The sequence below is a fragment of the Terrimicrobium sacchariphilum genome, from assembly GCF_001613545.1.
In the GTDB taxonomy this organism is placed as follows: Bacteria; Verrucomicrobiota; Verrucomicrobiia; order Chthoniobacterales; family Terrimicrobiaceae; genus Terrimicrobium; species Terrimicrobium sacchariphilum.
In genome coordinates this window covers 3,057,045-3,081,916 of the sequence record NZ_BDCO01000002.1, presented here as the reverse complement: position 1 = coordinate 3,081,916, position 24,872 = coordinate 3,057,045, and the positions used below count along the sequence as shown (strand labels likewise).

Genomic DNA, 24,872 nt, shown 5'->3' with positions numbered 1-24,872 from the left:
GTTATGTATCGGCGGACGGGGTGTTTAGTTCTTCTTGGCGGGAATCTTCAGTCTCTGGCCGATCTGGATTTTTGTCGGGTCCTTGATTTCGTTGACGGAAAGCAGGTCGCTATAGCTCACATGGAGTTTCTTTGCGATGGAGTACGGGTTGTCCCCTTTGGCCACGGTGTACACATCGCCCGACGCCGTGCCATGTGCGCCTGGCGTGTCGGTTTCCGCCTCGGCTTTGGTCGCCGGAGCGGGCTTGCTTGTTTCGGCTGTCGTGATGGCTGCGGTCGTAGCCGTTGTTGTCGGTCGTGTGGCAGAACTGATCGTACCCGTGGCCGCCGGAGCTTTGACCGGGGCGGCTTCATGCTTCGCGGTCGAGGCGGGTGCAGTTTGCTTCGTCTCGGGAGCGCCAGTAGGAGGAATCTTCAGCACCTGGCCCACTACAAGAGTCGAGTAGCTTGTGATCTCATTGGCTTTTTCGATGGCGCTGACAGTCACCTTGTACTGAGCCGCAATACGCGAGAGCGTCTCGCCTGCCTGCACGGTGTGCGAGCGCCCGATCCAACTGTCGAGGTTCTGCGGTTTCACCGGAGCACTGGCTGCCTGGGCTGGCACGTCGGCAGGAGCGACCTCCGGCTCGTTTTCACTTGCTGCGGTACTGGACGCTGAGGAGACCGCAGCGGCCTTGCCGGTCTTGGAGTCCGCCGTCTGCTTGGCCTTGATGGAGTTGAAGGCAAAGATACCGCCCACCGCGATAAGGTGCAGCGCGAGCACTACGACCACGGCATGCGAGAACTTCATGTTCGGCTCGGCCTCGCCTCCGTAATCCTCCTCCTCGTCATCGTACGCTTCGTCGACCGTCGCCGTCCGTGCGCGCATCGGCTGGGCGGCCTGCGGGCGGGGGCGCTGAGGTGCTCGGCGCAATGGCATTCTCACGACTTTTTTCATTTTCATGGCTTCGTTGCTTATCCGTTAGGGTTCGTGATTCTTTTTAATTCAGGGCGTTGACGGCTTCCTTGAAGCGATTGCCGCGTTCGCCGTAGTTGCGGAACATGTCGTAGGACGAGGTCCCGGGGGAAAACAGGACAGTGTCGCCGGGTTGCGCGACCGCGCGCGCCTTCTCGACGGCTTCCTCGAGTGTGTCGGCCAGTTGCACCGGCACGCCGGACCAGGATTTTGCGATGCGTTCCTTCATCTCGCCGATGAGCACCGCCGCGTTCACCCGTTCCCGGATGAGGGGGGCGATGGGATCAAACTCAAAGCCCTTGTCCTTGCCTCCCGCGATCAACACGAGCGAACCCTCCTGCGAGAGGATCGCTTTCTCGACGGAGTCGAGGTTGGTTGCCTTGGAATCGTTTACGAACCGCACGCCGTTCAGCGTGCGCACAAACTCGCAGCGATGCGCCGGAGCCGTGTACTCGGTCACCGCCGCCGCCATCTTGTCAAAATCGAGGCCGAAAGCATACCCCATCCCCAGAGCGGCCATGAGGTTCTCCGCGTTGTGAATGCCGGGCAGCTTCGTGTTGCGCTGGTCGAGCACGGGCTCGCCGCGGAAATAAATCACCGAGTCGCGCAGGGTGAGGTCCGCATCATCCGTATACGCGCTGAAGGTCAGCTTTTTCGCGGCGATCTCCGGGAGTTCATCGCGTGCATTGACCACGGCGAAATCCTCCGCCGTCTGGTTTTCAAAGATGCGCAGCTTCGCGTCGCGATACTCGGCCATGCCGGGATAGCGGTCGAGGTGGTTCGGACTCAGGTTGAGCCACGCGGACACCTGCGGGCGGAAGGCCTTGATCGTTTCCAACTGGAACGAACTCACCTCCAGGACCATCACGTCGAGCTCGTGGCTGCGCTTGACCGCGGTGGCAAAGGGCAGACCGATGTTGCCGCTCGACATCGTGCGCAGGCCGCAACCTTTCAGCATCTCGGTGGTCAGTTCGGTCGTCGTCGTCTTGCCGTTTGTGCCGGTGATGGCGATGACCGGGCAGATGCATTCCTCGTAGGCCAGCTCAAGCTCGCCGATGATCGGGATTCGCTTGGCGATCACGTTCTGCACCAGTGGCACGACAGGATCGATGCCGGGGCTGAGGATGCAGACGTCATAATCCGTCGCGTCCGTATCTGCCGCTGTGCCGAAGAGCACCTTGATTCCTTGCGCCTCGAGCTTTGCCGCGCGTTCACGCAGACTCGGCGTCTCCTTGCTCTCGCACACGGTCACGGTCGCGCCTTCCTCGCTGAGGAGGAGCGCGGCGGCCTCGCCACTGTGGCCGAGCCCGAGCACGACTGCGGTTTTGCCAGAGTAAATCATCGGAGTTTCAAGGTTGCCAGGCCGAGCAGGGCGCAGATCACAGACATGATCCAGAAGCGCACGATCACCGTGTTTTCCTTCCAGCCGCTGAGTTCAAAATGATGGTGCAGCGGCGACATCTTGATGATGCGCTTGCCGGTGAGTTTGAAGCTCGCGACCTGCAGGATGACCGACATCGCCTCGATCACAAACACACCGCCCACGATCACGAGCAGGAGCTCCTGCTTGGCGCAGATCGCCACCGCGCCGAGCATGCCGCCGATGGCCAGGGAACCCGTATCGCCCATGAATACCTTGGCGGGATGCGCGTTCCACCAGAGAAAGCCGAGGCATGCGCCGAGCAGGGCTGCGCATACGATCGTCAGCTCGCCCGAGTAGGTGACAAAGGGAATCTGCAGATACTCCGCCGCCTTCACATTGCCTGCGAGATAAGCCAGCAGCGCATAGGCCGAGGCCACTGTTGCCGTGCAGCCTGTGGCGAGTCCGTCGAGTCCGTCGGTGAGGTTCACTGCATTGGACGTGCCCACGATCACGAGTAGGTAGAAAATCGGGATGAGGATCGGGATGCTGAAGATCAGCGGATCCTTCATGAAGGGGATATAGAGCTTCGTCGCCATCTCGCGCACCTTCGGGTCGGGCGAGAAGAGGAAGAACGCTGCAAAGGCCGCAGCGAGGATACACTGGAGCAGAAACTTCTGCCGGCTGCTGATGCCCGCGGAGCTCTTCTTCGTGACCTTCAACCAATCGTCGTAAAATCCGATCGCGCCGAGGAATAGAGTGCTGAACATCACGATCCACACGTAGGGATTCTCGGGCTTGGCCCAGAGTGCCACCGAGATGACGATCGAGCCGATGATGAGCAGGCCGCCCATCGTCGGCGTGCCCTTCTTGGCGCCGTGCAGTTCGTACAGCTTGTGCACCTCTTCCTTGCTGCGCACGGGCTGGCCAAATTTCAGCGAGATCAATTTGCGGATGACCCAGCTGCCGCAAATGATCGAGATGAGAAACGCGGTCGCAGCGGCGCAGATGGCGCGGAACGTGATGTAGGAAAACACGTTCATGGCCTTGAAGAGATCACTGTCGTGACCGCTCTTCAGAGCCCATTCACTGAGGTTGGCGAGATAGGAAAGCATTAGATTTCAAAGGATTGGATGACACGCTCCATGCGGGCAGCCCGACTGCCTTTCACTAGAACGATATCGCCCGGACCGAGGATTTGCTTCAGGAGGGCCGCTGCTTCCTCGGGGGAATCAACGGTGTGCAAATCGCTCATGCCACCTCTGCGGGCGGCCTCTTTCAAGGGAGCAGTCTCCGGGCCGACTGCGATCAGAGTTTGTACTGTATTTGCCGCCGTTGTGCCAACTGTTCGATAACCTTCTTCGGCATGTTCTCCAAGTTCGCCCATGCGACCGAGCACTGCGACCCGTTTGCCCCTGCCGGGCAGCGCTGCCAGTGTGGCTAGCGCGGCCTTCATTGAGTCGGGATTTGCGTTGTACGTGTCGTCAAGAATGGTGACCTCGCGAATCGTTTTGCGCGTAAGGCGGCCGCCGGTAAGGCGAGCGGTGGAGAGACCCTCGACGCATTCTTCGAGGGAAAGGCCAAATTCCAGCCCGGTCGCAGCCGCCAGTAGCGCATTTTTGACCATGTGCACACCAGGCGCGGGCAGGTACGCGGGAAGGAACTCCCCATCGGCGCAGATCGTGAATCGGCACCCATCCACATCCATGGAAATATTCGTCGCCATTACCTGGCCGCCCTCCAGCCCCGCACGGATCACGCGAGCCTTGGTGCGAGTGGACAGGTAGTCGGCAAAGTCGTCCTCGTTTGGTAGTACGGCGGAGCCATTCGAGCCGAGCGCGGCGAGTAGTTCGCTCTTCTCGGCGGCGATGCCTTCACGGGAGCCGAGGTACTCAATATGGGCCACGCCGATGTTGGTGATGATGCCGAGATCGGGACGGGCGAGGTCGGCGAGGGGGGCGATTTCTCCCGCGTGGTTCATACCCAGTTCCCACACAGCCGCATCGTCTGCGGATGAGGCGGCGAGGATGGAAAGCGGCAGGCCGATGTGATTGTTCAAGTTCCCTTCGGTCTTCGTGACTCGGTAGCGCACGGAGAGGACGGCAGCGGTAAATTCCTTCGTGCTCGTCTTTCCGCTGCTGCCGGTGATGCACGCCACCTTGATGGCGAGCCGATCACGCCACGCACTGGCCATGCGATGCAGGGCTGTGAGTGAATCGGGCACGACGATGACGGGGAAATCCTGTGGCAGGTCGCCCGCCGCGTCGGGCCGGTCAAGGATGGCTGCTGCCGCACCCTTCTCGATCGCCGTGCGTGCATACAGGTTGCCGTCGTGGGCTTCCCCACGGAGCGCCAGGTACAGGTCGCCCGGTACGAGGGTGCGGGTATCTTTCGAAATACGCCGGACCGTCTGCGAGCCGCTGCCTGTCAGCGTACCCGCAGTCATGTCGGCGACTTCCGAAAGAGAGAGCCAATCCATAGATTATTCCTCTACCTCCACACGCTTTGCTTCGACCGCACGGGCAGCGACTGCCACGTCATCAAAGGGAACCTTGCGGTCCGCGAATTCCTGGTAGGTTTCGTGACCCTTGCCCGCGATGAGCACGATGTCTCCGGGGGCTGCGAGAGCGACGGCTTTTTGTATTGCCTCGGCTCGATCGAGAGCCTGCTCATGCCGTTGGCCGCGGAATCCCTTTGCCACATCGGCGAGGATGCGCTCCGGGTCTTCGGTGCGCGGGTTGTCGGAAGTGAGAATCGTCCAGTCGGAGAACTCCTCGGCCGCTGCCGCCATGAGCGGACGCTTGGCGCGATCCCGGTCTCCGCCGCAGCCAAAGACCGTGATGAGGCGCTCTGGCTTCAGGTTGCGCAACGTCCGCAGGACATTGCGCAGTGCGTCATCGGTATGCGCATAGTCGACGAAGACCTGGAAGCTCCGTTTCACCGGCACGCGCTCGAGACGTCCTGGCACCTGCGGGGCCTTGGCGATGGCGGCCACGGCGGCGCGTAGTTCCATGCCCATCGACGAGGCTGCGGCGAGGGCAGCCAGCGCATTGTAAATGTTGAAGGCGCCGATCAGCGGGAGGCGGACGAGGTATTTCCTGCCCTTCGCCTCGAGGTGAAACGAGCTGCCTGTCGCATCAAAACGCACATCCGTCGCGCGGAAGTCCATGCCGACGCCCTGGCCATAGGTGATGACCTGCACGCCCTTCTTGGCCGTGCGCTCGGCCAGCATGCGACCGTAGCGTTCGTCGCCATTGATCACCGCCTTGCCGCGCTTTTTCGTCTGCTTGGCGAGGCCGTCGAAGAGAAGCGCCTTCGCGTCGAAGTACTTCTCCATCGTCTTGTGGTAGTCCAGGTGATCCTGCGTGAGATTTGTGAAGACAGCCGTGTCAAACTCGATGCCCCGTACGCGATGTTGCACCAGCGCGTGGCTGGAGACCTCCATCGCCACCGCCTTGCTGCCCGAGTTGACCATGCGGGCGAGGAGTTCCTGCAGGTCGATGGACTCCGGCGTGGTGCGCGGGGCGTCAATTTCCAAGTCGCCGACAGAATACTTGATCGTGCCGAGCAGGCCGCACCGGCGCTGGTCCGCATCGAGCAGATGCTTTACCAGAAAGGCCGTGGTCGTCTTGCCGTTCGTGCCGGTCACGCCCATGGTCTTGAGGAAATCCGATGGACGCCCGTAGAATGCCGCTGCGAGGTCGGCCATGGTCGCTCGCGGATCGGGCACTACGATAAAGGGAAGCGCGCAGGCTGACGAGGCAGCGTCGGAGACGATAGCAACCGCCCCCAATTCGGCAGCCTGCGCGACAAAGGCGCCTCCATCGGCCTTCGCCCCTTTCAGGGCAAAGAACAGGGCGCCAGGCTTCACCTTGCGGGAATCGTAGCAAAGGGATTCGATAGACAGATTCGGACTCGCCACCGCATGGGGAAGCCCTGCGGCTGAGAGTAGCTGCGATAAGGGCATGCTCATTGCGTGACCTTTCTGCTGGATGGTTCGGAAAGTGCGATAGGCAGCATGGAAGGAGCGGTCGGGACGAGATCGAGATAACGGGCGGTCTTTTCTGCGACCCGGGAAAAGATCGGTGCGGCGACGAGACCTCCATAGTTCAGGCCCGAGGCGATCTTGGCGTTGTCGATCATGATAAGGCAGACGAAGCGCGGGTCCTGGGCCGGCATGAAACCAACGAAGGACACGACATACTTGCCCTCCATGTAGCCGCCCTTGGGATTCACCTTCTGGGCGGTGCCGGTCTTGCCGGCCACGTCAAAGCCGTTCACGCGAGCCAGTGTGGCGGTGCCTCCGTCGTCGCAGACTCCTGTGAGTGCCTTGCCGACAAATCTCGCCGTTGATTCGGGAATGACCTGGCGCACCACTTCCGGTTGAAAGCGGTAGACCTCCTGGCCATCCTCATCCTTGATGGAGTGGATGATCTGCGGCTTCATCAGCTTTCCGCCGTTGGCGATGACCGACATTCCCATCACGATCTGGAGAGGAGTTACCGCGACGGAGTGCCCCATTGCCATGCGGGTGATTGTCAGCTTGTCCCAACGGGCAGGGGGGTGTACCAGACCGGGGATTTCCCCCGGGAGCGCCACGCCTGTGCGTTCGCCAAAGCCGAACCGTCTCACGTATTCGTAATATTTGTCGTCCCCCATCATGAGGGCCATCTTGGCTGATCCGATGTTGGAGGACTTGATCAGGATCTGCTCGACCGTCATGTTGCCATAACCGTGGTGATCCTTGAGGATGCGTCCTCCGTATAGGAATCGCCCGCCCTCGCAGTACACCTCGGTTTTTTCGGTGACAGTGTGTTCGTTCAGAGCACCCGATGCGACGACGATCTTAAAAGTGGACCCAGGCTCCACCATGTCCATGATGGCGCGGTTTTTCATCTCATCGGGCTTCGCCGCATTGAGGTTATTCAGGTCAAAGGTGGGCCGGTTGGACATGGCGAGGATCTCGCCAGTCTTGGGATCGGCAATGATGCCGATCGCCGTGTCGGGCTTTAACTCGCGGTAGGCATTTTCGAGCTCGGCTTCGAGGATGCTCTGGAGCGCCATGTCGATGGTGAGCTCAACATTGGAGCCATGTCGGGGAGCTTTCTCCTGGCCGCGATAGACGACGAGCTCGCGGCCTGCCCGGTCATGCTCGATGTGGCGGAAGCCGTCCTCTCCGTGCAACTGCAACTCCATGCTCCGCTCGATGCCGTCCACACCCACCAGCACTTCATCACTCGGGTTTTTGCGGCTCATGAAGCCGAGGACATGGCTCAGGATGGCACCATTCGGATATGTGCGGACGCTGTTTGGGTAAAAATAGAGGCCGCGCAGACCTTTCTTATCGAGATCCTTCTTCAGCGCGATGGCCTTGTCCTCCTCCAGGTTGGGAGTGATGACATTGTACTTGTTGTTCGGTTGAGCCAGGCGCTCAGTGAGTTCCGCTATGGGGATGCCGAGATACGGTGCGGCGACCTCTGCCACCTGCGCCGCCTTGTCCTTGATGTGGGAACCATCCGCCACCACACGCTGGGCTGGCATGTTGGCGGCGAGGATCTCGCCGTTGCGATCGGTGATGAGTCCCCGGCGCGCGGGTATGGTGTTGCGGATGCTATGCTTGGAGGCCGCGATCGCGGAGTACTCCTCGTGCATTCCCACCTGCAGGTGGATCAGACGCGCCGAATAGCCTGTGAAGACCAGGGCAACCAGGACACAGGCTACAGCGGCTCGACGTCTGGCCAGCCATCTCACGGGCGATACCTCTCGTTGGCCGCAGTTCGCAGCAAGCCTTCGCTGCCCACCGTCACCGGGGGAACGAGGCGTGCGATGGAGTTATCCTGGATCGGCACGAGCGCCACCATGGTTTGTTCCAATTTGCGCTGCAGCGCCGGTCGGGAGGAGAGCTGGGAGATTTTGGCCAGGAGCACTTCGTTGTACGCACGCACCTCGCGCATCTGGAGTTCCACCTTGCGGGTTTCCTGCCCGAGGGTGTGCTGCTGGTTTTTCACGTACACGAAAAGCAGTCCGCAGCCACCGATCATCACGGCAAGCGTCAGCCACTTGAACAACGGGCCCAGTTGAATCTGGTTCACTTCTTTTCTGCGGTTCGTGCTCATGGTCAGGCAGTAGGTTAGATGCGCTCGACAACGCGCAATTTGGCGCTGCGCGAGCGTGGGTTGGCTTCCACCTCTTCCTTCGACGGGTCGATGGGGCGGGGTGTCAGGAGTCGGAAAATTCGTTCAGGATTGCGGCGGGGCTCCGGCCACTCCGGCCGGTCGATCCACTCGGTGCTCTTGTCGCGAAAGTAGTTCTTCACGATGCGATCCTCGAGCGAGTGAAATGTGATCACGGCGAAGCGCGCTCCATGCGCCAGCCGCTGGGAAATCACCTCCAGCCCCTCGCGAATGACGCCAAGCTCGTCGTTCACGGCGATCCGCAGGGCCTGAAAGATGCGGGTGGCCGGGTGCCGCGGTCCTGTGCGCGGGATGATCGAGGCAATGGCCGCCGTCAGGTCAAAGGTCGTCAGGATCTGGCGCTTCTCTCGTGCCGCCACCAGCCTCGCCGCGATGTGCATCGCCCTCGGCTCCTCGCCGTACTCCCGGAAGATCCGGGCCAGTTCGCCCACGCTCTCGGTATTGACGATATCCGCCGCCGTGCGGGGACTCTCGCGGTCCATGCGCATGTCGAGCGGACCATCCTTCATCATGGCAAATCCGCGCCCGGCCGTGTCGAGCTGGTGCGAGGATACGCCGACATCGATCAACGCGCCGCCCACCTTGTCGATCCCGAGTCCGGCCAGCACCGTGTCGGCGTGCCGGAAATTGCTCTGCACGATCTGCACCCTCCGGCCATACGTCGCCAGCCGGTCATGACATTGCGCGATCGCATCGGAGTCCTGGTCCAGTGCAATCACGTCCGCGCCATGCTGGAGCAGCTTTTCCGTATGGCCTCCCCCTCCGGCCGTGCCGTCGAGGAAAAGCATACCTGGCGCTGGACGCAGCAGGGCGACGACCTCGTCGGCCATCACGGGGATGTGATAGCTTCCCGAGGAACTTTCGCTGTCAGTTGGTTTTTCCAAAATGAGAAGAGCCTGGTCTTCGAAGTCCCACGATTTCATACGCGTTGCGGGGGCGGATCTTGATGGCGGCGTGGCCTTGTGGCTTCCCGTCGGAGCCCTTCGTGGAGCAGAATCCGAAGCAGTACACCCGGCCGCGCTTGGTCATCAGCTGGTTGGTTTCAGGAGGTTGGTCACCTTGGAAATTGGTTAGAGTCCGATGGCTGCCGCCACTTCCTGGTAGGCCTGGGTCTCGGAGGCTTCCACCTCCGCGTACTTGGCCCGGCTCCAGAGCTCGAAGCGGCTTCTGCCACCCACGAACACCACCTCGTCAGTCAATCCGGCGCGTTCGCAGTGTTTTTCGTTCAGCAGGATACGCCCTTGTTTGTCCGTCGTGACGGAGTGGGCTTCACTGTAAAATTTGCGGATCGCCATGCGTTTCTGTGCTGGCGACAGGGAGGTTTCCTGGATGCGCTGCTCCCAGCGGTCAAACTCCGCCGTAGGCATCACCATCAAATATCCCTCCGTGGGGTGGGGTACTACGTGGAAAAGCTCTCCGTCTTCCTTGGAAAGCCACGATGCGGGCACGGCAACACGCTTCTTCGCGTCCATGGAACGTTCGAAGGTCCCGGAGTAGAGCGTTGTTGCGTCTTGTCCCATCGTATTTTAGGTTTCAGTTACCATTTGCCTCCACAGCGCCCCACTTTTCACCACTTTATGGGTGCGAAGTCAATCGGAATCGTCGGTTTACGACCCCCCTCTCTTTCAGGCCCTTACGCGGGATTTTTGCGGAAAATCAGCCTTTTTTACGCCTTTGAGGGCTGTTTTCGCCTGATTTGGCGCATTCTCGGGCTATAAAACGAAAGGCCCGCCGGTTAAGGCGGGCCTCTTTCTGGGTTTGAGCGGCCAGGGGGCTGCTCCGGGGCTGGTGGGGAAAGCTATGAAACGTTGCGTATCCGTGCTTAGCCCGGGATATTCCGGAGCAATTCGGTATTGGTCGGGTACTTGCGGATGAAGAAGAGCAGACGCTCGATGGCTTCGATCGGCTTGTGACCCGCCAGTCCGCGGCGGATGACGTTGATCTTGTGGAGTTCCTCGGCGGTGAGGAGCAGTTCCTCGCGGCGGGTGCCGGAGAGGAAGATGTCCACGGCGGGGTAGATGCGCTGGTCGCTGATCTTGCGATCCAGCACCAGCTCCATGTTACCCGTGCCCTTGAACTCCTGGAAAATCAGCTCGTCCATGCGGCTGTTTGTCTCGATCAAGGCTGTCGCCATGATGGTGAGGGAACCGGATTCCTCCGTGTTGCGTGCCGCAGCGAAGATCTTGCGCGGGATTTCCAGCGCGCGGGAGTCCACGCCGCCCGACATGGTGCGTCCGCCGCCGCCCTGGGCGTTGTTGAATGCGCGACCGATGCGGGTGAGCGAATCCATGAGCACGAACACATCCTTGCCCATCTCCACGAGGCGCTTGGCGCGCTCGGAGGCGAGTTGGGCGATGCGGGTGTGCGTTTTGATGTCCGAGTCGTTCGAGCTGGCCATCAGCTCGGCGGTCGGCACCGTGCGGCGGATCTCCGTCACCTCCTCGGGACGTTCGTCCACGAGCAGGATGATGAGTTTCATCTCCGGGTGATTCTGTACCACGGCATCTGCGATGTGCTGCAAGAGCGTCGTCTTGCCCGTGCGAGGCGGAGCCACGATGAGGCCGCGCTGGCCCTTGCCGATCGGCGTCATCAGGTCCATCACGCGGGTCGTGTAGCGATCCGGCACGGTTTCCAGGCGGATGCGCTTGTTCGGGCTGATCGTGGTCAGCTCCTCAAAGACAGGGAGGTTCTGGAACGAATCCGGGCTCTGGCCCTCGATCTCGAGGAGCTTGAAGAGCTGAGGGCCGCGGCTGCCGCGGCGCGTCTCACCGCGAATCCACATGCCATCGCGCAGGGCGTGCTTGCGCACCACCTCGGGTGTCACAAAGACGTCATTGTTCGACTGTGAGAAATTGCGGCGCGGCTCGCGCAGGAAGCCAAAGCCCTTGCCGGACACTTCGACGATGCCCTCGGCAAATGTCGGGGGCTCGGGCGGACGGGGCGGCTGTTGCGGGCGTTGCTGCTGCGGCTGCTGGTTGTTATTATTGTTGTTGCCGTTGTTATTGTGCCGTCCCTGCTGATGGTGCCGGGGACGGTCTCCGCGGAATTGCCGCTGGGGCTGTGCCTGCTGCTCGGGAGCCTCGGCAGATTGGGCTGCGGCCTCTGCTGGCTGGGCAGCTTCCACTGGAGCGGGCGCGGCCGGGATCTCCGGTGCGGCCGGAGCCTCGGGAGCGGAAACAGGAGCTGGCGCGGCGGCCACGGGAAGCTCGGCCTGCGCAGGTTGCGTGGCGGGAGCGGATTCCGCTGCCGCAGGAGCGTCGTCAGCCTTGGCGGCCTTCGTCTTGCGGGGAGCCGCGGCGCGCTTGCGTGTCGGCGCCTTGGGTGCGGTCTCTGTCTTTTTGCGGGTGGTCCGGCGCTTCGGAGCGGCTTCGGTGTCGGCTTCGAAGAGGTTCGGATTATCGTCGGTCATAAAAGTCACTATGCTAATAAATGTTAGGTATCTTGCAGGGAGGCGAGGATCTCGTCGGAGATGTCAAAGTTGGCGTGCACGTTGAGCACGTCGTCGCAATCATCGAGCGCGTCATACAGCCTCAGCACCTGGCTGGCTGTCTGCGGGTCCGCCACTGCGACATGGTTCTCTGCAATGTAGGTCAGTTTCTGTGAGTCGGGTTCCACTCCGGCTTTCTTAAGAGCCTCGGCGACCGCGTAGAGCTGGTCGGGTGGAGTGGTGATGATATGGTGTTCGTCGTCGCTGGTGAGTTCCTCCGCGCCTGCTTCCAGAATAATCTCAAGGAGCCGGTCTTCTTCCGCGGTGGTCAGCGGCACCGTGATTTGTCCTTTGCGATGAAACATGAAGGAAACACTGCCCGGTCCGCCCAGGTTGCCGTGGTTTTTGCTGAAGATTAATCGCAGGTCGGCGGCCGTGCGGTTCTTGTTATCTGTTGCGGCCTCGATCACCAGGGCTACTCCTCCTGGAGCATACCCTTCGTACACGATCTCCTCCATCTGCGCCGACTCCAGCTCGCCCGAGCCTTTCTTGATAGCCCGGTCGATATTGTCATTCGGCATGCTCTGGGCGCGGGCAGCCATCACCGCGGCGCGCAGCCGAGGGTTGAGCGAAGGATTTCCTCCACCCAGCTTGGCTGCGACGACGATTTCCTTGGACAGCTTGGAGAAAAGCTTGCCCCTCTTTACGTCGAGAGCGCCTTTGAGGCGTTTGACTTTCGACCATTTACTGTGGCCGGCCATATTTTCTTATCTTGGGTCAGCGAACGATATTCGTCTCGGGAGTGCGTCTTTGGAGAGCGCGCCACAAGCGGACAGATCACTGAAAAACGATGCTTACTTTGCGTGCAGTGGGGTTCGATGAGCGGAGCGTCGACGACCGACGGCTCACATCAAACAACGGCTAAAAGCATGGAGGAAGCCACGGGATTGTCAACGCCTTTTCGCCGGAAAATCAAGCCATCCGGCTGCGGTGACAGCCCAGCCACGCGACGAAAATGCCGATCACCACGTGCGAAAAAAGCACCCACAGGCACAGCGAGGCCGGGGCCGTGCTCGTCTGGATCACCATCTGCACGATCTCGTAATAGCGCTCGGCTTTCAGCGTTTCGAGGATGCCTGACCAGCTCCAGTAAGCTGCGATGAAAGGCTGCGCGAGGCTTGCCACCCACGCGGGCAGCGCCAGCACCGCGCCGGAGAGCGGAAGCTGGAAGCCCACGAGGTAAATCGACACCAGAGAAGCCTGCTCCGCAGATCCCATCCACGCCGAGATGGCCAGACATACCGACGTCATCGCCGCATTGACCAGCAGCAGGAATAGCAATTGCGTGAGCAGATCGCCGGGAAAGCTGCAGACAAAGCTCACAAACAAGCCCATCCACACCGATTGCGCCACTACAAGCACGCCGAGGAAGATGCCCTTGCTGAGGATATAGGCGAGGGGATTCAGCCCCGAGAGTTTCTCCTTTTCAAAGATCAGGCGCTCCGCCGCGATTTCACGCCCGGAGTTGTTCGCGCCCATCAGCGTAAGCAGGATCACTTCAAACATCACGATGCCCGAGACGAGGCTGCCGACCTTGCTCGCCTGCACGATGAACTCCTTGGCCTCCAGGAGTTGCTCCACGATATTCTGCTCCAGGCCCATGCTCTGGTTGGTGATCGCAGGCAGGCCGTTCCAGGCAAAGATCGCGACCAGTATGGGAAAGCCCAGGATCAGTCCGAGTTGCAGAAGGATCTGCACCTTGTTCCGGGAAAACATGCGGAATCTCCGCTCCGTGAGAGTCAGCACCTGGCTGAGGATGCCGGGTGTCGGTACGCCATCCGGCTCCTCTTCCGGCAGATCGAGCTGCGGCTGGACCTCGGCTTCGATGTCGATCAGCGTCTCTGTTTCCTTTCCCGCGGGTAGGATTTCGATATCCGCCACGGCAGGGAGTTCGTCATCGATATCGGGTTTGTCTCCCGCATCGTCCTTGTCGAAATCCTCCTTCGTCACGCTTTCCATGAAGGCCTGACGATGCTTTTTCCATGACTGACCCCAGTCTTTTGCCTCGCGCAACTCGAGCCTCGCAAACACGTCATGCGGGTCGTCGCAGCGGAAGTAATGGCAGAGAAACTCCGGCGGTCCCTGATAGGCCACCACGCCCTTGTAAAGCACAAGCACGGAATCGTAGTAGCTCAGGTGCCGCAGGCTGTGTGTGACAGAGAGAACGACGCGTCCATCGGATCGGGAAAGACCGTGCAGCAGGCTCACGATTTCATCCTCCGACTGCGGATCGAGTCCGCTCGTCACCTCGTCGCAAAGCAGGATCGGCGGTTTGCTCGTCAGCTCCATCGCCAGTGCCAGCCGGCGCTTCTGCCCGCCTGACAGCACTTGCACCAGACGATCGGCGAACTCCGTCATATTGACTTCATCCAGGATGCGTTCCACGGCTTCGCGCAGCGCCTCGGCGTGCATGCCGCGAACTCGCAGCCGCATCGCGTATGCCACACACTCGCGTACGGTCAGTTCCTCATGCGCGATGCTGAACTGTGGAACGAACCCGATCTCGGATGGTGCAAAATCATGAAGCATGAGGTTGCGGCCATCCCAATGCACCTCTCCCTCCTCCTCGCCATGGGCCACGCCCGTGATGACCTTGAGCAGCGTGCTTTTTCCGCAGCCCGAGGGTCCGATGATCGCGCCGAAATGCCCGCGAGGATATTTCGCGCTGACATCGGAGAGGAGCGGCTTCACATCGCCGCCCTGTTCTATGAAGAGGGTAACGTCTCTGAGTTCGAGCACTCATCGAGCCTTGCCAAAGACAGCCCCGAGCGCAATGCGAAACCGCACCGTTGCGCCGGGGAATCGTTCCGGTTGCCTTTGGCCCCCTGCGCTATTATCAGAGCCTCATGACTGATCGCGAAATGGTGCTTGAGCTCGTGGCGAAGCTTCCCGAGGACGTCACGATCCGGGAAATCATTGAGGAAATCCAGTTTCTCGCCGGGCTGGATGCAGCCCTGGAGGGAGTAAAAGCTGGCCGGGTGATGTCGGAGAATGACCTCCGGCACCAGATGAGGCAATGGCTGTCCAGCGGTTCTGAAGGAAACCTCGCTTTTCGGGTTGATAAGCCCCGGTAAACCCAAGACCTCCCCTCCCGTTCATCCAGGGTGAGGTTCCTTTATTCCTCAACTTGCCGGTGTCTCGCTCTGCACGGTGTCTAGCTCGGATAGGCGCAGTGCGCATGGGGTCAGATCGACCAGGTCACGGATGATGACCTCTCCGCCATGTTCCATGCTCCGGTTGGCAGCGATGCCAACCAGGATCGAGGCAGTGCCTTGAAGGTGCCCGGCTGAGCGGCCAAAGGGATCGATTGGCGGGTGGGCGGCAAAGATCTGCTCTTGGAGCAGGCAGTCGCCACCGCCGTGTCCCCCTGTACCTGCGGAGACTGGGATGCTGTAGGAGGGTCGGAAGTGGGGAAAGACACGAAGCCGGTGAGGCCCGCCGTGGGAGTGCTCGTTTACCGGCACACGGCGTCCCTCGGCATCGAGGATGTGAGCGCCGTGGTCCTCCTCGTACTCGATACGGCCTCCGTCACCAGAGAAGGTGACCCGGTAGCCCTCCTGGGGGCTGAAAGCATTGAGCGTATAGTTGAGCAGTGCGCCCGAGCGGTAACGCACCATGACATTCATCACGTCCTCGATCGAGATCCCTTTGCGGAACACATTTTGATCTCGCACGTAGCCGGTTTCGGCCTCGGCCTGCAGATAGAGGCCCTCCTCATAGGTGGAATCCTCCACCATGGAGTCACCATAGGTGTAGGCAAAGGGGTCTCCCTTTGTGTCGTGACCGAAGTACCGCGGATAACGGGTGAGCGCGGCATCGCCCCGGGCCACCGCATTGTCGTAGCCGTAAAAACAGAGCCCTCCCCGGGCAAATACGCTTTCCGGGATGCTGTCGATCCACCAGTTGATCAGGTCAAAGTGGTGGGTTGACTTGTGCACGAGCAGGCCGCCGGAGTCCGATTTGTTCGCATGCCATCTCCGGAAGTAATCCGCGCCATGGCTGGTATTGAGAAAATACTCCATGGTCACCTGCCTGATACGGCCGATCACTCCCGAGGCGAGGATCTCCTTGACCTTGGTGGCTCCCGGAGCCCAGCGGTAATTGAATGCCACCCGGACAGTCCGTCCTGTGCGCTCGACCGCATCGAGGATGCGACGGCAACGCTCCGCATCGATGGTCATGGGTTTCTCCGTTACCACATCGCAACCTGCCTCAAGCGCTTCGATGATATATCGGTCGTGTTCACGGTCGATCGTGCACACCACGACTTCGTCAGGCGTCGTCTCTTGCAACATCTTCCCAAAGTCGGAGGAGTGATAGACCGGCACCGGGTGGTAGCCAAATCGCTCCTGCAGGCGGCGGTTGTGAAAACGCGCCCTTGTCAGGCTCAGGTCGCAGAGGGCCACGATCTCAGCCTCCTCGCGATAGCTCTCAGCTACGGGATCGAGGAACATTTTTACCCGTCCGCCAGTGCCGACATACGCAAACCTCCGGGTTGCCTTTGCGCTGCGGTCGGATGTGGTGGCGGGCTCGGGGGAGCGGGGTTGCTGGATGAGAGTATTCATGAATGCTTTGCGTCGGTGAAAAGTGCTTTTAGGGTGCGAAGTTCTGGACGTAGCGCTGGAAGTCCGTCTTCGCGCTGGCGGGCATGGTCTGGCAATGGCCATCGACGAAGAGGACGTTGAGCGCGCCCTGGTGGCGCCACTCAGGGGTGGTGTTGATGTCACTGAGGCCAAAGGTCGAGCTGCTGTCTCCGGCAGTGCCGACCGCGCGGGCATCGACCACGAGGGCGGTCGTGGACGGTTTGGTGAAGCGGGCGAGCTTTTGTGGCGTATTGCCTGCGCCTCCTGCGACATTCATCGCATAGGTACGCCGGGCCACCTTCCCGGGGTAGGTCTGCATCGCGCTCGGGCATAGCAGGATGTTGCGCTGCCGGTCCTTGGGGAAATTCATCTGCGCGTAGTACTGCACGACCATCATCCAGGACACGAGGGTGCCGCTGTTGTAGGGGTCGACGTTGCCCAGGGCGGCAGGCAGGCTGCCATCGTTCTCCGCTGCATAAATCGCAAAGACAGCACTCTGCTGCCGCAGATTGGAAAGGCATACGGCGGTATCCGCCCGCTTGCGTGCGGCGGTGGACGCTCCGAGGATTAGGGTCGCAAGCACGCCGATGATGGAGATCGTTACCAGGAGCTCGATCAGCGTGAAGCCGCTCCTGCTCCAGGCTCGACGGAGAAAATGGGTCTTCATCGCGAGGTGACGTGTTCGGCGGTGACGGGGGACGGTGGTTCGCCGGTAACAGCAGCGCTCCCAACCTTTACATAAGCGGGCTGCGTTGCGATCTGGCGTGTCTCCTTGTAGCTGATCCAGGGGCGGGCCGAGCGGTTGGGATCAGTGAACCGCACATCTGCACATGCCGCCTGACTGTTGATATCAAAACAGATCTGCGCTGCTCCATTGTCCCAGGCGCGCACGTTTTTCAAGTCGGCGCTGCATTCCCGCAGCCACAGCCCCCAGCCGAGATTGGAATGGCAGCGGATATTTGCCGCCTCCATCGAGGAGCGGGCGACATTGCCGATGCCGTTGTCGTTTTCCCAGAACTGCCCGTCATCGATCCGGCAGGCGATCTGGTCGTGGGCCGAAAAGCCCTCGTCGAGATTCTGAAAGCCCTCGATGTTTTTGAATACCAGATCCGTGCCCGTGCCATGGAGATTGAATCCATCATTCAGTGATCCTGACGCCCGGATGTTGCGATAAACATGGTGCGAGGCGTTAAGAACCTGCACCACAAAGTCGCGCACCGAAACCTCCCACCCCGACGTCTTGGTTCCTGGCAGTAGAATGAGCGACTTGCCGTCGTCGGACAGGCGCGCCCATTTGGTGAACTGGCCTGTGGCTGCATCCTGCACGAGCCTCTCTCCCTGATAGGTCAGCACACAGGGAAAAGGTACGGGCAACGGACATAGTGTCTGCCCGTCGGCTTCGCGGAAACCTTCCAGAGGCGCAAAGCCAGTGATCACCTCGCCGTTGCCATCAAAGACGATGGGCGCATCCGGAAGCCCGGACTGACTGATGTGCAGCACTTCGCGGTAAGGGCCGGAGCCCTTGGCGAGCTGGATCGTGTCGCCCGGTCGGGCTTCTTTCACCGCGGCGGTGATGGAAGCAAAGGGCTGGCCGGTCTTTTGGTCAACCACCAGCGTGCGTCGCTCAGCCGGGGCGGGAACCGGAACCGCTGAGGCAGTCTTTTGTCCAGAAGAGAGGATGAAGTACAGCGGGAAGCCCTTTTTGTAGCCCTCTTCCGGGGTTCTCAGGAATCCTGGCTGGGCTGCCGAGGCAGGATCGCCCACGGCGAGCGTGATGGCCTGGCCATCGGTCCCCTCATCGAGAAACTCCAGCAGGAACGCATAACGCCCCGGTTTGAAGGCGATGGGATCGAAGGAAATAACCACCCACGAGCCCTTGCGCGGAGCCTGTCCCTTTGGCGGCACCGTTCCTTCCAGGGCGGCAATGGGTTCGCCGCGCGGCGTGATGCCTTCCGGAACCTCAAAGAATGAGAGGCGGAATGGTCGGTCGAACTCCTGTGCGTCCACTCCCGCCGCGATCTGCAGAGCCAGGTCGCGAGCTTCGAAGGCGGTCTTTACTTCAAAGATCTGCCCCATGTCGCGGCGTCCGCCCGATGCGGTCCAGCGCCATCCCATGCCCTTGGCGTCACCGGCCTCCCCCTGGCTGACATTGCGCTGCAGCGGCGGATCACCGCTGACGACCTTCGTTGTTGCGGTATCGATGGCAAGGAGGCTCGCTGGCAGACTGAGGAGGCCGAGCGCGATGGCGAGTGTGAGGCGTTTCATGGCTGGGTGGGAGGGAGTTGATTGTTTTCGAGTTCGACTTCCGCCTGGGTGACATCGATGGGGCGGCCCGAGAGGAGACCATATTCGCGGCCTGCGTCCGTCGCATGGGCAAGGCAGACATTGCGGATGATATTGTCTTTTACCGTGGTGTTTTTCGCCGCGCAGATCTGGATCGCCCCCACGGAGCTGCCGTCGATGGTATTGCCCTCGATCAGGATGTCCTCATTGCCCGGGAAGTAATCGATCCTGCCTCCGGGCGTAGGGTCCACCCGGGCGATGACCGAGATGGCCCCGACGGTGTAGCTGTCGGGCAGGCGGAGATTTGTCCCTTCGCCCACGTCATGGATTTCGTTTTTCCGGATCGTGACGTTGCGGCACCAGCCGGCCTCGCGCCAGAAGGCGAAGGACGGGCCGATGCTGATGGCGACGCCCTTGATCCGTTCGAAGCGGTTGTTCTCCACCAGCCCGTCGCCGCCCATCAGGCGCAGGCCGCGAGCCCGATGATCGTGAAAATAGCAGTCGCGCACCACATACCCTCCCGCCGCCGTCGCTGGGATCTCAAAGAACATCCCCGGCTTCGCCTCTCCCGAAGGGGATTGAAGGCGCACGCGAAAGAAGGTCATTTCACCCTTGCTTCCAAATGTCGGCCAGATTTTCCGAGCCTGAGCCCGCCATTGATCGGAGTCGCCCGCGACTCGCTCGAAGGATGCGATCTTGCTGCGACCTGTGATCGCATAGGTCGGAGCTTGCAGGAAATGCAGGTCGTCGTCGGGCTTTACCACGAGGTCAAAGACTTCTCCTTTTTGCGGACGCACCGAGAGGAAGCTTCCATCCTCATAAACCTCCAGGACCGGAAGGATCGTGCCATGCACATTGAGGGAATCGTCCCCCATGTAGGCAAACTCGCAGTCCTCCAGCACCGGACCCTTCCTTGTGTAGGCGGCGTTGAGTCCATCGGCGCAGGTTGAGAGGAGACGGGGTTCTGTGGCTCCGGCAGGACGAGGTCCCGGCAGGATTTTCAAACGCCGGTAGGTCCCCGAGTCTTCGGCGAAACGGATGATCACTCCCAACCCCGGGCTGGCGTGGATCGTGCAATCCTCCATCACCGTTCCGCTGGTTCCCGAGGAGATCGAGATGGCAGGGGCCTCTCGGATGTTTAGCGCGACCCGATCACCGACTTCGATCCGATCCAGTCCCGGGGAATCTGGTCCGAAGACGAACCTCCCGTGCCGGTCGTCGATGCGCTCGGTCCTGGACACGTAATAGTCGGGCGCATCTTTCTTCCAGCGATGCTCCTGCTTCTCAAAGAGATGGAAGCGAGTGACCAGATACTCACTGGTGAGCGATGGATAACCCTCGTGTACGGCAAACTCGACCGTGCGCGCCTCGCGATTCACCGCCGTCACGGACCCTTGGGTAAAAGGCAGCGGATCGTAATCTACGGTGAGACCTTTGATGGTAACGTTGCGGCAATCCATCAGATTCAATGCCGGTCGGTCAAAAGAGGTGGCGATGAGAGTCACACCGCTCAGGTCCAGCGTGACATCGGTTAGCCCGCTGAGAGCGAGTCCCGCCTCGGGCAGGCGATACGTTCCGGCAGGGACTTTGAGGGATTTTTCCCCCTTTCTCTGCATCGTTGCCAGCGCCGCCTTCAGGTCAAAGGCCTCGTCGGCGGAGACGCAGGCTCCGGAGAGTGCGAGCAGCAGGATAAAGGTGAGGGGCTTCTTCATCAGAGTGTTCCCGGGGGGAGGCGCCGGATCGTGCGAAGGCTGGATGCTCAGTGGACCATGCTGCGTCGGCGGCGGATCAGCAGCAACAGCATTCCCAGGCCAGCCAGCGCGAAGGCTCCGGGTTCCGGTACGGCCGAGAGGTAAAAGGCGTAGTCATTACCACCATTGGCCGTCCATGATCCGGGAGAAGACGCCGAGTTGGTGAACGTATAGGCGTAGCCTGTGGTGGACAGCGTATTGCCATTGACCACAAATTGCAGGCTGCGGTCGGTGGCCGCCGTGGGGAAGGAAAACGCGAAGGCGTAATACAAGCCGCTGGTGAGTGCGACATTGCTGCCGAGGTCAAAGGTGATGTAGTTGCCTCGCACATTCGCCCCGGTGAATCCAGTTGTCGGCAGCGTGCCGGTCTGGCTGGAGACCATCTGTATCGTGCTCGACAGGTCAAAGCGGTTTGTCGTCGAAGAGTAGATCGTCACCGTGAAAGTCGCGCCCTGCGTGTTCGTGGTTCCAGTGCCTGACCCGTTGCCCACCGCCGATCCGGAGTCATTCAGGAGCATCGTGATCGAGTCGAGCGTGAAGCTCGAAGTCGCCTGGAAGCTCTGGGCGATTTCTCGCTCGGTCGAGTTGACCGTATTGTACCACGAGATCGTGGTGTTGGTCGATGTGGCGACATTACTGAAGACCACGTCGGAGGGAAGGGATGTGCTCGTCGTTACCACCACGGCGGCCGGGGTAGTTGTGACAGTCAGGAGCGTGGCAGACAGGAGGAGAAGGAGATGGGGGATTTTCATGAGGGAAATGCGATACGTGTAGCAATTTGAGCGAAAATCGCGCGAAAGCAACAAAAAACGTCGCCGCTACGTGAGCGAGTGGAGCCGGTGCGAACGCACTGGTCCGGTGGATTGTCCGAGCACGATGCGTGGCTCGACGAGATGGAGGCTCGGAGCGGACCGCTTATTGGAGATTTCCTGAAGCAGGAGTTTGCCCACCGCGTCCATCATTTCCTGCGATTCCTGCTCGATGGTGGTTAGTGAAGGAGTGAGTTCCTGTCCGATCTCCAGATGATCAAAGCCCGTGACGGAGAAATCCTCGGGAACACGATAGCCAAGGCGTCGGATGCCCTCGGTGACTCCGATGGCTGTGACATCGTCCAGAGCAATAAAGGCTGTCGCCGGATCGGGGTTGTTCCGCAGATACCTCTCAACCAACGCTCGGCCTTGGGAGATGGAGCTGTCCTTGGTGAACTTGGGTAATTCCTCGAAGCAGCAATCTGGATCCAGCCCAACCTCCTGGGCTCGCCGCTCGAGAGCAGGCCCGCGCCATCTGTCTTTTCGGCTCACACCCATTAGCGCAAAGCGTCGGTGCCCAAGCTCAAAGAGATGATCGAATAGCCGGGTCATTGCTTTCGGACGATCCAAGGCCACGCTGGGGACCTGCCTCATATCCTGAGGGTCGACATGGACAAAGGGGATTTCGGTGAAAGAGTCCCGGGTCGTCGCTGCCGGCAGGCAGGAGTAGATAAGCACGATTCCCTCGGTGCGGATGCGTACGAAATCCTCGATGACCCGGAGTTCGCTTTCCTGGGTGTCCTCGGCGATTTCCAGGAGCCCGCGAAGGTTGTGGTCGCGGAGGAACTTTTGGAGGTGAAAGATTTTTGTGCTCAGGATGGGAGCGTTCACGCCCACCACGCAAATGCCGATCAAACCCAGTCCCTGTCCTCGCAGACTACGCGCAAAGGGATTTGGGCGGAAGCCGATGGCATCCATTTCGCGAAGGATGCGTTCGCGCGTTTCGGCCTTGACCATGGGATGCCCGTTGAGCGCCCGGGATACCGTGCAGTAGGACAATCCGAGATAGGTCGCGAAGTCTGAGATGGATTGGATTTCTCCGGGAGACTTTGCTGGACTCGAAGGGCGCTTCACTCTCTTGAAAATAACGAGTTCATCCGCTTCATCAATACGGGACACCTCAGAGCGTTCCGCCACCGACGCATGGGCTGAGAGAAAAACCGCTCGAGGAGAAGAAGCTCCGCCCTTGATTCCGGGCGAAGCTCCTTTTGAGAAACTTATTCCATCAGCTTGCCGATGGTCTCGCCCCAGGCGGTCTCCAGGTCGGAGAGCTGCCAGGAGTACGACTTACCATCAGCGGCGATCTGGAGCGTGCCCGTGCTGTTCACGGTGCCGATGCGCTGGACCGGGACGCCGAGAGACTTGAGGACGGATTCCGCCTCGGCTGCATTGTCGCTCGTGACCGAGACGATGATGCGGGACTGCGACTCGTTGAAGAGCGCGACATCCGGGCGCAGGCCCGTCGGGCCGAGGTCGATGGAAGCGCCGAGCGCGGGCTTGGCCGAGAGGCTGGACTCCGCGACGGCGACGGCGATGCCGCCTTCCGAAAGATCGTGGGCGCTCTGGACGAGCCCCTTGCGAATGATCTCGCGCACACCGTTGTGCAGGGCCTTCTCCGTGGCGTAGTCGAGGCGCGGCGGGAGGCCGGCCTTCTGGCCATGCACCACCTTGAGGTAATGCGAGCCGCCGATCTCGTCGCCGAGCTGGCCGAGGAGCAGGATCACGTCGCCCGCCGCCTTGAAGGCCTGCGTCGTCACGTGCTTGATGTCCGCGATCTGGCCGACCATGCCGACCGTCGGGGTCGGATCGATCGTGCCGTTCGGGCTTTCGTTGTAAAGGCTCACGTTGCCGCCGGTCACCGGGGTGTTGAACTCGCGGCAGGCTTCCGCTAGGCCTTCCACGGCCTCGCGGAGCATGAGGAAATTCTCCGGCTTGTGCGGATTGCCAAAGTTCAGGTTGTCCGTCACCGCGAGCGGCACCGCGCCGGAACAGGCGAGGTTGCGGGCGGCTTCGGCCACGGCGACTTTCGCGCCTTCGCGCGGGTCGAGGCGACAGTAGATGGCGTTGCAGTCCGACGTGGCGGCGAGGATCTTGTTGGCCTCGCGCACGATGAAGACCGCTGCGTCGGAACCCGGCAGCACGGTCGCGCCGAGGCGCACCATGTGGTCGTATTGACGCCAGACCCAGCGCTTCGAGGCGAGGCTCGGGTGGCTCATCAGCGCCACGAGGGCCGCCGTCACGTCCGTCTCGGGCAGCGTGGCCGCGTCAAACGGAGCGGGCAGGTTCTTCTCGGAAACCTCGCGGTTGTAAATCGGAGCTTCGTCCGCTAGCGAGCGGGCGGGAATCTCCACCACGGTCACGCCATTCTCTTTCACGCGCATGAAGCCGTCGTCCTTCACCGTGCCGATCTCGGCATACGGGAGATCCCACTTCTCGAAAATCTGGCGCACGGAATCCTCCTGGCCCTTCTTCACGATCACGAGCATGCGCTCCTGGCTTTCGCTCAGGAGAGTCTCGTAGGGCGTCATGCCCGTCTCGCGCTTGGGCACGAGGGCGAGGTCGATCTCGACACCCGTACCGCCGCGGCTTGCCGTTTCGCAGGTCGAGCAGGTGAGCCCCGCCGCACCCATGTCCTGGATGCCCGCGACGCAGCCGCTGGCCAGGAGTTCGAGACAGGCTTCCAAAAGGAGCTTTTCGCGGAACGGATCGCCCACCTGCACGGCAGGGCGGTCCTGCTTGGATTCCTCGGTCAGGTCGCGCGAGGCAAAGGCCGCGCCCGCGAGTCCGTCGCGTCCCGTCTCCGCACCCACGTAGAAGACCGGGTTGCCGATGCCCGAGGCCGCGCCGCGCGCGATTTCCTCGTGCTTGAGCACGCCGAGACAGAAGACATTCACCAGCGGATTGCCGGAGTAGGATTCGTCAAAGTACACCTCGCCGCCGATCGTCGGGATGCCGATGCAGTTGCCGTAATGGGCAATGCCGGAAACGACGCCTGCGAAGAGGCGGCGGTTCGTCCTGGCCTCGGCGGAGTCGCCCCGGATGTCGCCGAAACGCAGCGAATTCAGGTTGAAAACCGGCCGTGCGCCCATCGTGAAGATGTCGCGGATGATGCCGCCCACGCCGGTCGCCGCGCCTTGGAAGGGCTCGACCGCGCTCGGGTGGTTGTGGCTCTCCATCTTGAACGCCACCGCCCAGCCGTCGCCCACGTCGATCACGCCGGCATTCTCTTCACCCGCCTTCACCAGCACCGTGTCGCCGGTGGTGGGGAACTTTCGCAGCTCGGGCTTGGAGTTTTTATAGGAGCAATGCTCGCTCCACATGACGGAAAAGACACCCAGCTCCGTGAAGTTCGGGTCGCGGCCCAGGATTTTCTGGATGCGCTCGTACTCGTCGGGCGTGAGACCGTGCTTGGCGATGATCTCGGGTGTGATGGCGGGTTCGTTCATGAAAG

Annotated in this window: 20 protein-coding genes; 1 reads left to right on the top strand and 19 read right to left on the bottom strand. The window is 61.0% G+C overall.

Annotated elements, in window-relative coordinates; all coding sequences use genetic code 11:
• Positions 1-24 precede the first annotated feature (24 nt).
• From TSACC_RS14455 to TSACC_RS14400, 12 genes are all read right to left on the bottom strand, one after another.
• The gene (locus tag TSACC_RS14455) at positions 25-918 is read right to left on the bottom strand and encodes a LysM peptidoglycan-binding domain-containing protein (RefSeq protein ID WP_075079948.1); all 894 of its coding nucleotides are present in this window, start codon (positions 916-918) and stop codon (positions 25-27) included.
• A 61-nt stretch (positions 919-979) separates the two neighbouring features.
• Positions 980-2,296 (bottom strand): UDP-N-acetylmuramoyl-L-alanine--D-glutamate ligase, encoded by a 1,317-nt coding sequence (gene murD, locus TSACC_RS14450; protein ID WP_075079947.1) that lies wholly within the window; start codon positions 2,294-2,296, stop codon positions 980-982.
• Positions 2,293-3,429 (bottom strand): phospho-N-acetylmuramoyl-pentapeptide-transferase, encoded by a 1,137-nt coding sequence (gene mraY / locus TSACC_RS14445; protein WP_084400488.1) that lies wholly within the window; start codon positions 3,427-3,429, stop codon positions 2,293-2,295. Before mraY ends, murD begins: the two co-directional genes overlap by 4 nt.
• Positions 3,429-4,793, bottom strand: a complete 1,365-nt coding sequence (locus TSACC_RS14440) for a UDP-N-acetylmuramoyl-tripeptide--D-alanyl-D-alanine ligase (RefSeq protein WP_075079946.1) — start codon at positions 4,791-4,793, stop codon at positions 3,429-3,431. Before TSACC_RS14440 ends, mraY begins: the two co-directional genes overlap by 1 nt.
• Positions 4,794-4,796: 3 nt before the next feature.
• Complete coding sequence (locus tag TSACC_RS14435) at positions 4,797-6,287, bottom strand: UDP-N-acetylmuramoyl-L-alanyl-D-glutamate--2,6-diaminopimelate ligase (protein ID WP_202815974.1); 1,491 nt, start codon at positions 6,285-6,287, stop codon at positions 4,797-4,799.
• On the bottom strand, positions 6,284-8,065 hold the full coding sequence (locus TSACC_RS14430) for a peptidoglycan D,D-transpeptidase FtsI family protein (RefSeq protein WP_084400487.1): 1,782 nt from the start codon (positions 8,063-8,065) through the stop codon (positions 6,284-6,286). The genes TSACC_RS14435 and TSACC_RS14430 overlap by 4 nt, the downstream gene beginning before the upstream one ends.
• Positions 8,062-8,430: a hypothetical protein gene (locus tag TSACC_RS14425; RefSeq protein WP_153811440.1), complete on the bottom strand. Its 369-nt coding sequence runs from the start codon at positions 8,428-8,430 to the stop codon at positions 8,062-8,064. Before TSACC_RS14425 ends, TSACC_RS14430 begins: the two co-directional genes overlap by 4 nt.
• Positions 8,431-8,444: 14 nt before the next feature.
• Positions 8,445-9,431 (bottom strand): 16S rRNA (cytosine(1402)-N(4))-methyltransferase RsmH, encoded by a 987-nt coding sequence (gene rsmH / locus TSACC_RS14420; RefSeq protein ID WP_075079943.1) that lies wholly within the window; start codon positions 9,429-9,431, stop codon positions 8,445-8,447.
• 147 nt (positions 9,432-9,578) lie between these two features.
• Entirely contained in the window at positions 9,579-10,028 is a 450-nt protein-coding gene (locus TSACC_RS14415) for a division/cell wall cluster transcriptional repressor MraZ (protein ID WP_075079942.1), read from the bottom strand.
• Positions 10,029-10,330: 302 nt separating this feature from the next.
• The gene (gene rho / locus TSACC_RS14410) at positions 10,331-11,917 is read right to left on the bottom strand and encodes a transcription termination factor Rho (RefSeq protein WP_084400486.1); all 1,587 of its coding nucleotides are present in this window, start codon (positions 11,915-11,917) and stop codon (positions 10,331-10,333) included.
• Positions 11,918-11,940: 23 nt separating this feature from the next.
• Positions 11,941-12,696 (bottom strand): YebC/PmpR family DNA-binding transcriptional regulator, encoded by a 756-nt coding sequence (locus TSACC_RS14405; RefSeq protein ID WP_075079941.1) that lies wholly within the window; start codon positions 12,694-12,696, stop codon positions 11,941-11,943.
• 211 nt (positions 12,697-12,907) lie between these two features.
• Positions 12,908-14,734, bottom strand: a complete 1,827-nt coding sequence (locus TSACC_RS14400; protein ID WP_075079940.1) for an ATP-binding cassette domain-containing protein — start codon at positions 14,732-14,734, stop codon at positions 12,908-12,910.
• Positions 14,735-14,841: 107 nt separating this feature from the next.
• Here TSACC_RS14400 and TSACC_RS14395 point away from each other — a divergent pair, with 107 nt between their 5' ends.
• Positions 14,842-15,069, top strand: a complete 228-nt coding sequence (locus TSACC_RS14395; RefSeq protein ID WP_075080758.1) for a hypothetical protein — start codon at positions 14,842-14,844, stop codon at positions 15,067-15,069.
• Positions 15,070-15,117: 48 nt separating this feature from the next.
• Here TSACC_RS14395 and TSACC_RS14390 read toward each other — a convergent pair whose 3' ends face one another.
• The 7 genes from TSACC_RS14390 to purL form a co-directional block, all read right to left on the bottom strand.
• Entirely contained in the window at positions 15,118-16,560 is a 1,443-nt protein-coding gene (locus tag TSACC_RS14390) for a Gfo/Idh/MocA family protein (RefSeq protein WP_084400484.1), read from the bottom strand.
• 28 nt (positions 16,561-16,588) lie between these two features.
• Positions 16,589-17,245, bottom strand: coding sequence for a prepilin-type N-terminal cleavage/methylation domain-containing protein (locus TSACC_RS14385; RefSeq protein WP_075079939.1), 657 nt, complete (start codon positions 17,243-17,245; stop codon positions 16,589-16,591).
• A complete protein-coding gene (locus tag TSACC_RS14380) occupies positions 17,242-18,843 on the bottom strand; it encodes a hypothetical protein (protein WP_075079938.1) in 1,602 nt (533 codons plus the stop codon). Before TSACC_RS14380 ends, TSACC_RS14385 begins: the two co-directional genes overlap by 4 nt.
• Positions 18,840-20,573 carry a right-handed parallel beta-helix repeat-containing protein gene (locus tag TSACC_RS14375; RefSeq protein WP_075079937.1) on the bottom strand — a complete coding sequence of 578 codons (1,734 nt, stop codon included), beginning with the start codon at positions 20,571-20,573 and terminating at the stop codon, positions 18,840-18,842. The genes TSACC_RS14380 and TSACC_RS14375 overlap by 4 nt, the downstream gene beginning before the upstream one ends.
• Positions 20,574-20,620: 47 nt before the next feature.
• Positions 20,621-21,364 (bottom strand): PEP-CTERM sorting domain-containing protein, encoded by a 744-nt coding sequence (locus TSACC_RS14370; RefSeq protein ID WP_075079936.1) that lies wholly within the window; start codon positions 21,362-21,364, stop codon positions 20,621-20,623.
• 66 nt (positions 21,365-21,430) lie between these two features.
• Positions 21,431-22,495, bottom strand: coding sequence for a LacI family DNA-binding transcriptional regulator (locus tag TSACC_RS14365; RefSeq protein ID WP_153811439.1), 1,065 nt, complete (start codon positions 22,493-22,495; stop codon positions 21,431-21,433).
• A gap of 143 nt (positions 22,496-22,638) precedes the next feature.
• On the bottom strand, positions 22,639-24,867 hold the full coding sequence (purL, locus tag TSACC_RS14360) for a phosphoribosylformylglycinamidine synthase subunit PurL (protein ID WP_075079934.1): 2,229 nt from the start codon (positions 24,865-24,867) through the stop codon (positions 22,639-22,641).
• Between the last annotated feature and the right edge of the window lie 5 nt (positions 24,868-24,872).

Bases quoted from the DNA above. Each gene is read 5' to 3' on its own strand.
- TSACC_RS14455 (WP_075079948.1), bottom strand. From the start codon at position 918: ATGCCATTGCGCCGAGCACCTCAGCGCCCCCGCCCGCAGGCCGCCCAG.
- murD (WP_075079947.1), bottom strand. From the start codon at position 2,296: ATGATTTACTCTGGCAAAACCGCAGTCGTGCTCGGGCTCGGCCACAGT.
- mraY (WP_084400488.1), bottom strand. From the start codon at position 3,429: ATGCTTTCCTATCTCGCCAACCTCAGTGAATGGGCTCTGAAGAGCGGT.
- TSACC_RS14440 (WP_075079946.1), bottom strand. From the start codon at position 4,793: ATGGATTGGCTCTCTCTTTCGGAAGTCGCCGACATGACTGCGGGTACG.
- TSACC_RS14435 (WP_202815974.1), bottom strand. From the start codon at position 6,287: ATGAGCATGCCCTTATCGCAGCTACTCTCAGCCGCAGGGCTTCCCCAT.
- TSACC_RS14425 (WP_153811440.1), bottom strand. From the start codon at position 8,430: ATGAGCACGAACCGCAGAAAAGAAGTGAACCAGATTCAACTGGGCCCG.
- rsmH (WP_075079943.1), bottom strand. From the start codon at position 9,431: ATGAAATCGTGGGACTTCGAAGACCAGGCTCTTCTCATTTTGGAAAAA.
- TSACC_RS14415 (WP_075079942.1), bottom strand. From the start codon at position 10,028: ATGGGACAAGACGCAACAACGCTCTACTCCGGGACCTTCGAACGTTCC.
- rho (WP_084400486.1), bottom strand. From the start codon at position 11,917: ATGACCGACGATAATCCGAACCTCTTCGAAGCCGACACCGAAGCCGCT.
- TSACC_RS14405 (WP_075079941.1), bottom strand. From the start codon at position 12,696: ATGGCCGGCCACAGTAAATGGTCGAAAGTCAAACGCCTCAAAGGCGCT.
- TSACC_RS14395 (WP_075080758.1), top strand. From the start codon at position 14,842: ATGACTGATCGCGAAATGGTGCTTGAGCTCGTGGCGAAGCTTCCCGAG.
- TSACC_RS14390 (WP_084400484.1), bottom strand. From the start codon at position 16,560: ATGAATACTCTCATCCAGCAACCCCGCTCCCCCGAGCCCGCCACCACA.
- TSACC_RS14385 (WP_075079939.1), bottom strand. From the start codon at position 17,245: ATGAAGACCCATTTTCTCCGTCGAGCCTGGAGCAGGAGCGGCTTCACG.
- TSACC_RS14380 (WP_075079938.1), bottom strand. From the start codon at position 18,843: ATGAAACGCCTCACACTCGCCATCGCGCTCGGCCTCCTCAGTCTGCCA.
- TSACC_RS14375 (WP_075079937.1), bottom strand. From the start codon at position 20,573: ATGAAGAAGCCCCTCACCTTTATCCTGCTGCTCGCACTCTCCGGAGCC.
- TSACC_RS14370 (WP_075079936.1), bottom strand. From the start codon at position 21,364: ATGAAAATCCCCCATCTCCTTCTCCTCCTGTCTGCCACGCTCCTGACT.
- purL (WP_075079934.1), bottom strand. From the start codon at position 24,867: ATGAACGAACCCGCCATCACACCCGAGATCATCGCCAAGCACGGTCTC.